11 protein-coding genes are annotated in these 13285 nt (G+C 66.6%); 6 read left to right on the forward strand and 5 right to left on the reverse strand.

Annotated features, from left to right (window positions below; all coding sequences use genetic code 11):
• Positions 1–39: 39 nt before the first annotated feature.
• The gene (locus ACIA8G_RS33355) at positions 40–402 is read left to right on the forward strand and encodes a hypothetical protein (protein ID WP_396422684.1); all 363 of its coding nucleotides are present in this window, start codon (positions 40–42) and stop codon (positions 400–402) included.
• 174 nt (positions 403–576) lie between these two features.
• Here ACIA8G_RS33355 and ACIA8G_RS33360 read toward each other — a convergent pair whose 3' ends face one another.
• Positions 577–1806 (reverse strand): DUF4142 domain-containing protein, encoded by a 1230-nt coding sequence (locus ACIA8G_RS33360; protein ID WP_396422685.1) that lies wholly within the window; start codon positions 1804–1806, stop codon positions 577–579.
• 259 nt (positions 1807–2065) lie between these two features.
• Between ACIA8G_RS33360 and ACIA8G_RS33365 the strand changes: the two genes are divergently transcribed.
• The 3 genes from ACIA8G_RS33365 (at position 2066) to ACIA8G_RS33375 (ending at position 5799) form a co-directional block, all read left to right on the forward strand.
• Complete coding sequence (locus ACIA8G_RS33365) at positions 2066–2593, forward strand: sigma-70 family RNA polymerase sigma factor (protein ID WP_396422686.1); 528 nt, start codon at positions 2066–2068, stop codon at positions 2591–2593.
• A 4-nt stretch (positions 2594–2597) separates the two neighbouring features.
• Positions 2598–3035 (forward strand): zf-HC2 domain-containing protein, encoded by a 438-nt coding sequence (locus tag ACIA8G_RS33370; protein ID WP_396422846.1) that lies wholly within the window; start codon positions 2598–2600, stop codon positions 3033–3035.
• A 223-nt stretch (positions 3036–3258) separates the two neighbouring features.
• The gene (locus tag ACIA8G_RS33375) at positions 3259–5799 is read left to right on the forward strand and encodes a BREX system ATP-binding domain-containing protein (protein WP_396422687.1); all 2541 of its coding nucleotides are present in this window, start codon (positions 3259–3261) and stop codon (positions 5797–5799) included.
• Here ACIA8G_RS33375 and ACIA8G_RS33380 read toward each other — a convergent pair.
• The 4 genes from ACIA8G_RS33380 to edd all read right to left on the reverse strand — a co-directional run bounded on the left by ACIA8G_RS33380 (position 5759) and on the right by edd (position 11912).
• A complete protein-coding gene (locus ACIA8G_RS33380; protein ID WP_396422688.1) occupies positions 5759–6994 on the reverse strand; it encodes an MFS transporter in 1236 nt (411 codons plus the stop codon). The genes ACIA8G_RS33375 and ACIA8G_RS33380 overlap by 41 nt on opposite strands.
• A complete protein-coding gene (locus ACIA8G_RS33385; RefSeq protein ID WP_396422689.1) occupies positions 6994–8961 on the reverse strand; it encodes a PEP/pyruvate-binding domain-containing protein in 1968 nt (655 codons plus the stop codon). The genes ACIA8G_RS33380 and ACIA8G_RS33385 overlap by 1 nt, the downstream gene beginning before the upstream one ends.
• 225 nt (positions 8962–9186) lie before the next feature.
• On the reverse strand, positions 9187–9810 hold the full coding sequence (gene eda / locus ACIA8G_RS33390; protein ID WP_396422690.1) for a bifunctional 4-hydroxy-2-oxoglutarate aldolase/2-dehydro-3-deoxy-phosphogluconate aldolase: 624 nt from the start codon (positions 9808–9810) through the stop codon (positions 9187–9189).
• A 245-nt stretch (positions 9811–10055) separates the two neighbouring features.
• Positions 10056–11912 (reverse strand): phosphogluconate dehydratase, encoded by a 1857-nt coding sequence (gene edd / locus ACIA8G_RS33395; protein WP_396422691.1) that lies wholly within the window; start codon positions 11910–11912, stop codon positions 10056–10058.
• 227 nt (positions 11913–12139) lie between these two features.
• Between edd and ACIA8G_RS33400 the strand changes: the two genes are divergently transcribed.
• Positions 12140–12430: a hypothetical protein gene (locus ACIA8G_RS33400; protein ID WP_396422692.1), complete on the forward strand. Its 291-nt coding sequence runs from the start codon at positions 12140–12142 to the stop codon at positions 12428–12430.
• Positions 12431–12515: 85 nt separating this feature from the next.
• Positions 12516–13280, forward strand: coding sequence for a hypothetical protein (locus tag ACIA8G_RS33405; protein WP_396422693.1), 765 nt, complete (start codon positions 12516–12518; stop codon positions 13278–13280).
• Positions 13281–13285 lie beyond the last annotated feature (5 nt).

Raw genomic sequence — 13285 nt, forward strand, 5'->3', positions numbered from 1 at the left:
CCTCATACAAGGGACCCTGCTCAGCCCTTGGGGAGTGCGATGACCGGATCCGTCCGCATGATCTTCGAGTTCGGTGCGAACGGCGTCCGGCTGGTGGAGCAGCATCCGGTCAACGCCCCAAGGAACGTCACCGGTCTTGCCCATGAGCAACAGGCCGGCGACTACGTCGAGGTCCGCGACCGGGACGGTCAGACCTTGAGCCGCGTGCCGGTGCGCGCGGGCGTCGGCAGCAGCGTCGAGACCTTCCCCGAAGATCCATATATCAGTGCGGACACCCCACACGTCCTCACCGTCGTTGTCCCGGCACCGCCCGACGCCGACCACGTCGCCGTCGTCCGCTACACCGGCACCGCCGTCGGCATCGACACCGAGGTGCTCGGCACGTTCCGACTTTCACTGTAGTTATGTCAACCCGCCATCGCCCTGACCTGGCCCTTAGCAACGAGTCTTTGGACTTCGTCGTCAAAAGACTCATTGCTAAGGCCGTTGGGGGGCGCCCGGCGGGCAGATGGAGTGCCCGCCGGGCGGCTGATATATCGGATGGCGAGGGCGACAGCCGATATATCGGTGGGTGAGCTAACGGCGATGTTCTCCGTGGTGGCCGATCGCGCGGACCAGCCAGAGCGTGCCCGCGCCGGCGACGACCAGGACCGCGATGCCGGTGAGGAAGCCGATGCTCGTGGACGAGTCGTCCGGCTGGGGTGGTGGGCTGGTGTTCGACTTGGGCTGAGCGACGCCCGCCCCGTCGGTCATCTGCAGGGAGTTCGCCTTCACCAGGCCCGTGCCCTCCAGCAGCAGCATGTGCTTGAGGAGGAGGGTGAGACCGGTTTGGGCGGCGATGCGCGCCGGAACGCTCTTGGTCGTCGCCCGCGACTGGGCGACCTGCACGATGAGCGAGCCGTTGGCCGCACGCGACAGGTTCGCGTACATGCGGTCGAGCTCCTCGCCGGAGCTGGACGAGACGGCGTTCGCCCACGACTTCTGTTCCGTCGTCGGTTCGACGGGGAGGTCGACCCCGATCTGGCCCGCGGCCTCGGTGACCGCCTGTGCCAACTGGGTGTGCTCGGCGGCGAGCTGGCCGGCCACCTTGCGGACCTTCGCGTCCCGGGCCCGGTCGGAACTCTCCCGGCTGATCGGTTTCTGCCACAGCGAATGCTGGGTGAGCAGAACGAGCAATTCGCGATCCGACGGTTCGACGCTTTGACCGATGACGCGCACCGCGTTCACCTGTGCCTTGGCCGTCACCAATTCGAGAGCGGACGGGTCGACCAGGCCGGTGTTCTCCAGCACCGTCATGGTGCGGACCAGCATTTGCACTGTTTGATGGGCGAGTGTGCGAATTGTGGTGTTCTGCGTGGTGGCCCGCATTTGGGTGGACATTACGAGAAGTCCGCCCTGTGCCTGCCGGACGATCGTGGCGTAGGCGCGGTCGTGGTTGTCGCCGGTACGTTCGGCCATCTCGTTGATGAGAGCCTGCTGTTCGCTGCTCACATCGTTCGGCAGTACCACACCCAGTTCCTCGGCGGATTTGAGGAGGTCGACGTCCAGGCGCGAATGTGCTTCGAAGATGTCCCTTCCGGCGTTGCTGATTCCCGCATTCGTCGTGCGCGCCGGAGCATCTTTGCTGATTGGAATCAACCAGGAGTTCGCTTGGCGCAGGGATCCAATGAAAGAACGTTCCGACGGCTGCACGTCGGTTGACTGCGCATGTGCCGGGATCGCCCCTATGAATGCCCCAAGAAATACGACGGACAGAGCAGTAAGCAGCGCTGCGCGCTGCCCCAGCGTGCCCAACCGGTGACGCATAGTGCCCGTTCCCTCCCACGATCGAGCTGCCTTCAAAGGTGATACGTGCAGGTGGAGCCGTAGTTCACGTCGTATGCGCACATGTCGATGTGACGTGGATCACAGTGGAACTTGCGAACCATTCGGTCTGAATTTACGTACCCGAGGGGATTTCGTGTTCACGATGTAGGATGCGGTGGATTCCACACTCGGCCACCGAGTCGCTAGGCCGCCGCCCGAAGCGAAGTCGTCGCCGAAATCTGGGGAGGTCGTCAGCTTCATGGGTGAACAGGGCCAGGTCACACAAGCCCGACAGGACGAGGAATTGCTGACTCTGCTCTACGGGCAGTTCCAGCGGATGTTGTTCTCGCAGGTCCTGTGCCTGACCAACTACGACCGCCAGTGGACAGAAGATGTCGTCCAGGAGACGTTGATCAGGGCGTGGCAGAACTCCGCACATCTCGTTCGTGAACCGGGCATGTTGCGCGGATGGCTTTGTACTGTGGCTCGTCGCATTGTGATCGACGGATGGCGGAGCCGGCAGGCGCGCCCCCAGGAAGTGGAATTGCTTCGCCCGGACATCGCCGAATCTCCGGACGACACCGAACAGACACTTTCGGTGATGGTCATTACCGACGTAGTACGCCAATTGAGTGACGAACACCGTTCAGCTATCTACGAAACGTATGTCATGGGCCGAACGGTGAAGGAGGCCGCGATCGTTCTCGGAGTGCCCGAAGGAACCGTCAAGTCCCGGCTGTACAAGGCGATGCACACGATCCGCCGGGCGCTGCAGGACAGGAGCTAGCGTGATGGTGACACGACAACCACATCACGAGCACAGGTACGAAGAGGAAGACGCCGAAAACCGCACGAGCCCGGAAGGGCCGTGCGGTGATGTCGCGGCGTACGTGCTGGGAGTACTCGACCCCGCGCAGCATGTGATCTTCAGCCGGCACCTAGCCGGGTGCGAGAGCTGCCAGGGCGACGCGGCCGACTTCGGCATGTTCACGCCGGTGCTGCGCCAGTCCGTCGGCCCACCCGTCGCGACCCACCACCCTTGGCGCGTCACGCGCAGCATCCTGGTGGTGGCGGCGGGCGTCATGGTGGCCCTCGCCGCGGTGCTGTCCGTCGTGGAGTCGATGTCCCCGCACGTCCAGGACCCGGTCGAGGCCGGTTTCCTGACGTACGCGCATCCCGTGCACGACGGACCGTTTCCGCTGTTCCAGTACGGGCAAACCCTGGTGTGAGCCGATGAGCAGGCGGGCGAGGCGGAACCACCCGCGCATCAGCCTGTCCAAGATCATCGCTCGCTCCCACGTGACTACCGGACGGCGTCACAGTTCCGTTAACCGTTACCTGTGGGTAAGTTTGCCCGACGACGAAGCGCAGGTCTTTACGGTCCGCACCGAAGGAACACCGAAACCTTCGAGCCCGCGGGCCTCTCGGTACCGAAGGCAGGGGTAGGCAGAGGTGACATCTCCACTACTCGGTCGGGACGCGGAACTCGCAGCTCTCGGACGTTTGCTGGACGACGCACTGCAGGGCAAGTCCTCCTGCGTGGTCGTGACCGGCGGTTTCGGCATCGGCAAGTCCGCTCTGCTCGACGCGTTCACCGCCGACGCCCGCGAACGAGGTTTCACCGTCCGCCTCGCCAAGAGCGCCCGCCTGGAGAGCCACCTGCCCGGCGCCGTGGTGCGCCAGCTCGCCCCGTGCCTCGCGAACGAGCACGACCTCGAGGAGCTCTACTCGCGAGCTGCGCACTCGGCCCGCAAGGGACCGATCCTGATGGTCATCGACGACGTGCACGTCGCCGACACGTTCTCCAAGCGTGCTCTCGCCTACCTGCGGCCACGCCTGGAGGGCCTGCCGGTCGTGATCGCACTCGGCGCGTCCCAGGGCTATCTGTCGACGGACGAGGTGACGCTGCCCGAGATCGCCGGTGCCCACCCGCACCGCATCGACCTCGACGGCCTCGACATAGCGTCCATCGCGCGCCTCACCGAGGATCTTCCCGACAGGGATCCGCGGCGCTGCTACGAACTCACCGGTGGCAACCCGTACTTGCTACAAGCCTTGCTACGCGAGGAAGACGAGGGCTCGGCCGCGGTCGGTGAGATGGTCGGCATGCGGCTGCGCGAGTACGCCGGCGCCGCCGAGGTCGCCAGGTCCGCCGCCGTCCTGGACGGTGCCGCCGGCCTGGAACTGCTGTCCGCGCTCACCGGCTTCGACGCGCTGCCCGCCGTCGACACGCTCGTCCGGCTCGGCGTGCTCGCCGACACCGATCCGCTGACGTTCCGGCATCCGTTCGTGCGCAACAGCATCCTGGCCGACATGCCGGTCGCGGTGCGGTCCGCCGCGCACGCCAGGGCAGCCTGGCTGTTGTTCGAGTCGGACGCTCCCGACGACCGGGTCGCCGATCACGTGCTGAAGGCCAGATCAGTCCGCTTGCCGTGGGCTGTCGACCTGCTCCGTGAAGTCGGTGGGGTCGAACACCTGGAACGCGCGCTCGAGGAACACCTGCCCGACGAGGACCGGCTGTCGATCGAGGTCGAACTCGGTCACGCCGAGCACGTCGCGGACCTCGGGAAGGGCCGTGACCGCGTCCACGAGGCGCTGGCCCGCTGCGAGGACCCGCACGTCGCGGCGAACATCGCGTTGTCGCTGATCCAGCGGATGTGCACCGAGACGGACGCGTACTTCGGCGCCTCGATCGCGATCCAGGTGATCGCGCGGCTGCTGCCGGAGGATCGCGACCTGGTGTGGAACATCGTCTGCACCGCCTACCTCGTCGCCGCCAACCGCGACATGCAGATGGCGAACTGCGCGAACAAGTACTACGACGACCTCATCGGCGACATCCCCCAGGACCCGAACCTGAAGCGGGTGCGGTCGGCGTTGCTCGCGGTCGGCAACGCCCGCACCGGCGACTCGGCGGCCGAGGCCGTGGAACACGCGTTGGAAGCACTCGAAGGCGAGTACGTCGATCTCTTCAGCGAGCCCTTCCTGTTCACGTTCCTGGTTCCGGTGCTGGGCGACGACCCGGAGCACATCAACAAGCTCTGGCTCTCGCTGAGCAGCGCGACCGTCTCGTACGACCCGCACCTGCGCCGCGGAATCCTGAGCACGATCGCTCGTGGGGCCGCGTTCCACAACAGCGGAGACCTGGCGCGGGCGTACACGTTCCTGCAGACACCGGTCTCCACCGGCGACGCCGAATGCCCCGCCGTGGTGCTGGCCAAAGCGAAGTTCGCGGAGGTGTGCGTCGAACTCGGGCAGTTCGACGCGGCCGCCCCTCACGTGGCCGAGGACGGGCCGCTGCTGCAGCACATCAACATCGTCTACGCCCGCGGCCGGCTCAAGCTGGCGTCGTGTCACGCGGAGGGCGCGCTGGAGGACCTGCTGGAGTGCGGCAGGCGGCTCGCCCTGCGCCACATGCCGAACCCGGCGCTCATCGCGTGGCGTCACCACGCTGTGCGCGCCTACCTGGCGTTGGGCAACCGCGACGACGCCGCCCGGCTCGCGCACGAGGAACTCGACCTGGCCAAGCGGTGGGGTACGCCGAGGGTGATCGGGACCGCGTTGATGAGCGTCGGCATGAGCACCGACGACATCGATGTCCTCACTGAGGCGGAACAACTTCTCGCCTCGTCACCGCACCGGCTGCTGCACGCCCAGTCGTTGTACTGGCTCGGCCACCACCTGCGGCGCAAGGGCCGCACCGAAGCGGCGGCCCCGCTCCTGCGCCGCGCGTTCGACCTGGCCCGCGAGCTCAGCGCGCACCCGCTGGCCAAACTCGCGGGCGACGAGGTCCGCGACGAGGACAACGAGGTGCAGGGCCTGACCAAGCAGGAGAACCGGGTCGCGCGGATGGCGGTGCAGGGCCTGACGAACCGGCAGATCGCCGAGACCCTGCACCTGACCCGCCGCACGGTGGAACTGCACCTGTCGAGCGCCTACCGCAAGCTCGGCATCACGGGACGAGCTGAGCTCGTCGCCGCCTTGTGGTCCTGACGACGATCAGCAGGCCCGCCAGCAACGCCATCAGGATCACGGTGACGACGGACGACAGCACGAGGAACTGGTTGAGCTGCCCGCCGGCGAGGTAGGCGCCGAGCGCGACCGCCACGACCGCGCAGACGGCACGGTCCATGATGGACTCCATCGAGAGAAGCGTTGCGCGGTAACGGGAATCTGGGATCGCGTCGTTGAGCAGCTTCTTCTGGATGGGGAAGCTCATGCCCGCCGTCACGGAGAACAGGCACAGCAACACAATCGTCACGATGCCGCCGGACGGCACGATGAAGCCGATCGCCAACGCCATCACGATCGTCAGCAGGAACACCGACTTCGCCGGTCCGATCTTCTTCGACAGCCAGTGCGGGCGGGCGGCCGCGATGGCCTCGAAGATCGTCATCGCGGCGAGCACCGAGCCGTACCAGTTGACCGAGACGTTCTTCGAGTCGAGGACCGGCTGGAAGAGGTTCACCTGCAGGATCCGCACGAGCGTGAACATCGCGATGCCCTGGACCATCAGCAAGAGCAGCCAGCGCGAGGTCTTGAGCGAACCGAACGCTCCGCCGACGCCCGCGAGCAGCTTCGCCGTCTTGCCCTCCGGGCGCTGCCAGCCGGGGATCGGCGGCAGTTTCAGCGCGAGCACGACGGCGATCGCGGCGTTGATCGCGGTGAGCCAGTACGGCGACGGCATGTTCCACTGCATCAGCAGACCGATGACCGGCCAGTACACGATCTTGCCGACCAGGCTGTACGACCGGCCGACGCCCTCGACCTTGAGGTAGAGGTGCCCGGCGTCGTGCGCGTTGAGGTACTCGTACAGATAGGCGCTCTGGGCGCCCGAGATCAACGACCTGGCCAGCGCGATCAGCAGGAAGTGGATCAGGAAGCCGGTGTAGTTGCCGGCGAACACCGGCACCATGTTCGCCACCACGAGCACACCCGCGCCGAGCCACAGCGACGTGCGGTAGTCGAAGCGGTCCGCGACCATGCCGGTCGGGATCTCCAGGAGGCAGAACGCGATGTAGTAGATCGACTGGATGCCGAAGATCTCGGCGTCGCTCAGCCCGAGCTGCTTCTGGTACTCGTAGAAGATCGGGATCCACAGCAGCAGCCCGAAGAAGAACTGGAAGCCGTACGTCAGGCGGACGGCACGCGCCACTTCCGGAGTCGCCGGTACGCGAAGACCCAGCATCAGATCGAGTACGGCCGCAGCTGCAGGACGTACAGGATCTCGTCGGTGGCGAGCCACTCGACGTCCACCGGCGAGTCGAACGTGTAGTCGGGCGAGAAGTGCGACTGCAGCAACCGGCCCACGATCGCGAGCCGCTGCAGCTGCGCGTGCCCCTTCGCGTCGAGGTCTTCCTTGGCGTCACCGAGAGAGACCGTGCGGCCGCCACCCTCCACAGTGGAGTAGAGGTACTGCATCGGCTGCTTCGAGCCCTCGACGACGTCGGTGACGTTCGGCGAGACGTTGACGTAGACGTTGCGGAAGTCGTTGCGGTTCATGGGGTTCGTGGTGACCATGACCCCGCCGAAGTCCGCCTGCACCTGCTCCTGGATGACGACGCCCATGAAGCAGTCGTCCAGCGAGATGCCCGCCTGCTGGCGCAGCCGCACGCTGCGCGCCGACACGAGCGAGGCCCACACCTCCTTGACCGACTCGACGATCTTCTCGGCGTTGGTGACGTGGTTGTACGACTCGTAGATGCCCGCGGCGGAGAATCCGGCGAGGTCCTCGGCGTTCGACGAGCTGCGGACCACGAACGTCCGCACCCCCGCGAGGTTCTCGACGAGGGCGGTGTCCAGTTCGGACAACAGGTAGTCCGGCACGCGGGTCTTGCGGATGAGCTGCTGCAGTTCCACGCACAGCGGCTCGATCTCGCGGGCGTTGAGCTCCAGCGCCATCTTCAGCTTGCCGATGGCCTGCTGGATCTTCGGCGACGACTCCAGGAAGCCCTGGTGCATCGAGAACGGCAACGCGATGCCGCGCGGCACCCGGACCCGTTCCGCGAGCAGCTGCTGCGCGGCGGCGAGCAGGTCCTCGTCCTCGTTCTTGCCAAGGAGCTTCGCCAGGTACGGCATCAGGTTGTCGCGCGGCGGGCGCGGCACGGAGAAGAACCCGAGCAGGCGGCGCGGCGCGTCGGCGGCGAGCACGTGGTGCAGCTCGCCGAGGTTCGCCGCCTTGGTGCCGTAGCGGTGGCTGTCGTTGTAGCGGATCTTGCTGAGGTTGAGGATCGGGTTGTAGGTCTCCTCGGGCTCCTCCAGCGTGACGCGCTGCGCGTACCAGGCGGGACGCTGCCCGAGGTCGGCCGGCTCGTCGACGAGCGTGAGCGCGACCGAGGCGTTGGCCGGTGTCACCTCGTACTCGACCCACTGGCCGTTGAGGTTCTCCCGATCGATGAGGTCGAACGCGCCGATCTGGATGGCGTTCGGAATCGACCAGCCCGTCGCGAGCACGTTCGTGTGCGAGAGAGGAGTGGTGTGCTCGGCGTTGATGATGCCGGCGAGCCGCGGAATGTCGTCCGGCACGCGGTGCATCACCACGATGTCGTACCACTCCAGCGTGTTCGCCCGATACTCCTGCTCGGTGCGGAATGCGCGCAACCGGCCTCGGGTCTTACCGGGATTCAACGCCACGAACTGCGCCGTCGAGAACAATTCATGAGCGAGGATCCGTGGGAGCCTTTCCACGGGGATGCCCGCGACAGCCTGTTCCTGAAGGTGGTTCGCAGGCTTGAACAGCAACGGCAGCGACGGATCGACGTTATCGCGCACGAAGCCGTGGAAGAACTCGATCATGTCCGGCGACATGGTGTCGACCTCGACCGTCTCCAGCGAGAACATGCGCTTGTCCTCGCGCTGGTGCAGCGACAGGATGCCGAGGAAGAAGCGCCGGTCAAGGGCGTGGTAGAAGCTCTGGTTGAACTCGTCGATGCGGGCGCGCATCTCCTCGGAGGAGACGCCCAGCAGTTCCTCGCCGATGTAGATGGCGTGGAACTCGTGGCGGGCGTTGTTCAGGAAGTGGATCGTCTCGTTCTGCCGGTCGACGACCACCTTGACGAAGGAATAACCTCCGAGACTGCCCGAAAGCTGGTTGAATGCCGACAACGTCAGCTGCTCACCGACCAACGCGGCTACATCGGCTTCCTGGACAGGCACACCCGCTCCTCTCGTGCGTCCCGATTTGGGTTACCGCAACGAGCAAGTGTGACATGTTGATCTTTGTTTGTATTCCCGGGAAAATCTCAATTGGTCCGGCCGAGTTCGCCGTTCCTTAAACTTCCGTTAATCAGAGACCGGCGTCACGTCCGGTTGGCTCACTCGTCCAGCCGGATGGAACGCCGGTCCCGGTATGCGGGCATCAGGCCCGGTTCGTGATCTTCGTTACCCGAGCAGGCTCGCCTCGCGGGCGAGGGTCTCGATGCGGTCCCAGTCGCCTGCTTCGAGCGCGTCCTTCGGGGCGAGCCACGAGCCGCCGACGCAGCCGACGTTCGGCAGCTTCAGGTAGTTCGGCGCGGTCTGCGGCGTGATGCCGCCGGTCGGGCAGAACCTGATGTGCGGGATCGGGCCGCCGATCGACTTCAGGTAGTCGACCCCGCCCGCGGCTTCGGCGGGGAAGAACTTCAGCGCGGACAGCCCGCGCTCGGCCAGACGCATCACCTCGGACACGGTCGCCGCACCCGGCAGGTACGGCAGCCCGGTCGCGTCGGCGGCGTCGAGCACCCGGTCGGTCGTGCCGGGGGTGACGAGGAACGCCGCCCCCGCCTTGGCGGCCTGCTCGGCGTGCTCCGGCGCCGTGACGGTGCCCGCGCCGATCACGATCTCCGGCACCTCGCGGGCGACGTTCTCGATCGCGGCGAGTGCGGCCGGGGTGCGCAGCGTGAGCTCGATGACGCGGACGCCACCGCGCAGCAGTGCCTGGGCGAGCGGCACCGCGTGGTCGGCGTCGTCGACCACGACGACGGGGATGACGGGCGACAGCTCGAGCAGGTCCGCTCCGGTGGTCACTGGTGCTCTCCTTGATCGAAAACCGATATATCGCAGGTCGTTCCCCCGCCAGCCCTCATGCAAAAAACGTTTGCGGACGAAGTCAAAAGACTCATTGCAAAGGCTGGCGGGGTGGCCGGCGGTCTGGCCCGCCGCCCCCTCGCCGCCCCTTTGCAACGGGTCTTTTGACTTCGTCGTCCAAAGTCTCATTGCTAAGGGGCAGGTCAGGGGCGGGGTGGAGCCAATATATTGGGTTGTGGGCGGGGCTAGTGGTGCGTGACCGGGGCGAAGTGGTCGGCGGTGATGGGGCCGAACACCGTCGCACCGCGGTCGGCAGGTCCGACGGTACGGCGCAGGGCGGCGAACAGCTCGCGTCCGGTGCCGACCCACTCGTGTGCGGTCGGCGGGAAGTCGACCAGGGGCCGCGAAGCCAGCTCTTCCGCGGACACGTGGACCTCCAGCGTTCCGGCGGTGGCGTCGAGGCGGACGATGTCGCCGTCGCGGACCCGGCCGAGCGGTCCGCCGACGGCGGCCTCGGGGGTCAGCTGGATCGCGGCGGGGATCTTGCCCGAGGCGCCGGACATGCGGCCGTCGGTCACCAGCGCCACCTTGTAGCCGCGGTCCATCAGCACGCCGAGCGGCGGCGTCAGCTTGTGCAGCTCGGGCATGCCGTTGGCCTGGGGTCCCTGCTGGCGGACGACGACGACCACGTCGCGGTCGAGCTCGCCGGCCTTGAACGCCGCCTGGAAGGCCTCCTGCGTGGTGAACACGCGGGCAGGCGCCTCGACGACGTGGTTCTCCGACGCCACGGCCGACACCTTGATGACCGACCGGCCGAGGTTGCCGGAGAGCATCCGCAGTCCGCCGTCGGCGGCGAACGGGTCCGAGGCCGGGCGCAGCACGTCGAGGTCCAGCGAACGGCCGGGGCCGTCGACCCACACGACCTCGCCGTCGGCGAGCACCGGTTCCTGGCGGTAGCGGTCCAGGCCGTGGCCGGCGACGGTGTTGACGTCGCCGTGCAGCAGGCCCGCGTCCAGCAGCGTGCCGACGATGAACTGCACGCCGCCCGCGGCCTGGAAGTGGTTGATGTCGGCGCTGCCGTTCGGGTAGACCCGCGCCAGCAGCGGCACGATGGCCGACAGGTCGGAGAAGTCGTCCCAGCTCAGCTCGATGCCCGCGGCGGCGGCGATGGCCACCAGGTGCATCGTGTGGTTGGTCGAGCCGCCGGTCGCCAGCAGCGCGACCACGCCGTTCACGACGGCCTTCTCGTCGACGATGTGCGCGATCGGCGTGTAGCCCTCGCCCTTGGCCATCTCGACGGCGCGGCGGCCGGCGTACTCGGTCAGCGCGCGCCGCAGGCCGGTGCCCGGCGGCACGAACGAGGCGCCAGGCAGGTGCAGGCCCATGACCTCGACGACCATCTGGTTCGAGTTCGCGGTGCCGTAGAACGTGCAGGTGCCGGGGGAGTGGTACGAAGCCGCCTCCGCCTCCAGCAGCTCGTCACGCGTCGCCTTGCCCTCCGCGTAGAGCTGCCGGACGCGGGCCTTCTCCTTGTTCGACAGGCCGGACGCCATCGGGCCCGCGGGCACCAGGATCGACGGCAGGTGGCCGAACGACAGCGCGCCGATCAGCAGGCCCGGCACGATCTTGTCGCAGACGCCGAGCAGCACGGCGGCGTCGAACATCTCGTGGGACAGGGCCACACCGGTGGACATCGCGATCACGTCGCGGCTGAACAGCGAGAGCTCCATGCCCTCACGGCCCTGGGTGATGCCGTCGCACATGGCGGGCACGCCGCCCGCGAACTGGGACACGCCGCCGGCCGCACGGACCGTGTCCTTGATCCACGCCGGGTATTCCTGGAACGGCTGGTGGGCAGACAGCATGTCGTTGTACGAGGACACGATCGCGATGTTCGACTTGCGCAGCGCCCGCAGCGCCGCCTTGTCGCCGCCGGTGATACCAGCGAAGCCGTGCGCCAGGTTGCTGCACGCGAAGCCGGACCGGGACGTGTCGTCCTGCGTGGCAGCTGCCACACGTTCGAGGTAAATCCGCCTGGAGTCTGCGCTGCGGGCGGCGATACGGCGTGTCACCTCTGTCAGCACGGGATGCACAACACTCATGGGGGTCTCCGGGTCATCACGGGCCGTGGTGGGGCCCTTACGAGACGACAACGGTGGCGTCCCACGGACGGGCGTGACGCCACACACAGTAAGTCATGGCTGGTCGTAGACACAAAAACGATTCAGTAACTGGGAGGGAACCAGTTTTGAATCTTGGCGTGTGGTGCTTGTCACATGGCTTGAGATTGGGCAGAGTGCGGGGCACGACCTTGGAACGGAGGTGTCCCATGACGTCCACGGAGATCGTCGAACTGCGCCGAGTCATCGGGCAGATGCGGCACTGCGTGAGTGCGCTGCGCGCCAAGTACGGCGACGTGGCGGCGGTTCAACGCCTTGCCAACGACGTAGAACGCATGGACATCGACGCCACCGAACTCGTCGACCCCAGCACCCCGAGGCAGCGCGAAGCGCCTCGAGTGGAACGCGAGGTCGTGGTCGTGCCAGACACGCCCTACGACGAGTCGCTCTGGAAGGACGCAGACGACGAAGGACTCGGTGGCTACCGCAACCGGACCTGAGCCGAGCTGATCACACGGCCCCCGCCTGACGCGGGGGCCGTATGCGTTCCTCCACAACGACGTGGACCCCCCAGAAAGGTGAGTAATGGCGAGGGCAGAGATCGCCGCCAGGACTCTGCGCACGGACCGATGGTGGTTGCCGCCGCTGACGACATTCGTCGGCCTGCTGCTCATCTCGATCTACGCGGCGTTCCGCACGTTCCAGGGGGACTTCTACTGGGTCGACCAGTACCACTACCTCACACCGATGTACTCGCCGTGCCTCACCGAGGAGTGCATCCCCGCGGCATCGCACTTCGGTCAGTGGTTCCCAGCACTGCCCGGCTTCCTTACCCCGCCGGTGATCATCATCCCGTTCCTGCTGGGATTCCGGATCACCTGCTACTACTACCGCAAGGCCTACTACCGGGCCGCCTGGGCGTCACCGCCCGCGTGCGCCGTGGCCGAGCCGCACAGCAAGTACACCGGCGAGACGAAGTTCCCGCTGATCGCGCAGAACCTGCACCGCTACTTCTTCTACGCGGCCTCGCTTCTGCTGCTGATCAACGTCTTCGACGCGATCCTCGCGTTCGGCACCGGCCTCGGCCTCGGCAACATCATCCTGCTGGCCAACGTCGCATTGCTCGGCGCGTACACGCTGTCGTGCCACTCGTGCCGCCACATCGCGGGCGGCCGCCTCAAGCACTTCTCCAAGCACCCGGTCCGGTACTGGATGTGGACGCAGATCTCCAAGCTGAACAACAAGCACATGCAGCTCGCGTGGGCCTCGCTGATCTTCGTCTGCGTCACCGACCTCTACGTCGCGCTGGTCGCCTCGGGAACGATCTCCGACCTCCGCTTCATCAACTAAGGAGT

The sequence above is a fragment of the Lentzea sp. NPDC051213 genome, from assembly GCF_044455585.1.
Lineage (GTDB): Bacteria > Actinomycetota > Actinomycetes > Mycobacteriales > Pseudonocardiaceae > Lentzea.

Coding starts and splice junctions, on each gene's coding strand:
- ACIA8G_RS33360 (WP_396422685.1), bottom strand. CDS start 1,806: ATGCGTCACCGGTTGGGCACGCTGGGGCAGCGCGCAGCGCTGCTTACT.
- edd (WP_396422691.1), bottom strand. CDS start 11,912: ATGAGTGTTGTGCATCCCGTGCTGACAGAGGTGACACGCCGTATCGCC.
- ACIA8G_RS33400 (WP_396422692.1), top strand. CDS start 12,140: ATGACGTCCACGGAGATCGTCGAACTGCGCCGAGTCATCGGGCAGATG.
- ACIA8G_RS33380 (WP_396422688.1), bottom strand. CDS start 6,994: ATGCTGGGTCTTCGCGTACCGGCGACTCCGGAAGTGGCGCGTGCCGTC.
- ACIA8G_RS33370 (WP_396422846.1), top strand. CDS start 2,598: ATGGTGACACGACAACCACATCACGAGCACAGGTACGAAGAGGAAGAC.
- ACIA8G_RS33365 (WP_396422686.1), top strand. CDS start 2,066: ATGGGTGAACAGGGCCAGGTCACACAAGCCCGACAGGACGAGGAATTG.
- ACIA8G_RS33405 (WP_396422693.1), top strand. CDS start 12,516: ATGGCGAGGGCAGAGATCGCCGCCAGGACTCTGCGCACGGACCGATGG.
- ACIA8G_RS33355 (WP_396422684.1), top strand. CDS start 40: ATGACCGGATCCGTCCGCATGATCTTCGAGTTCGGTGCGAACGGCGTC.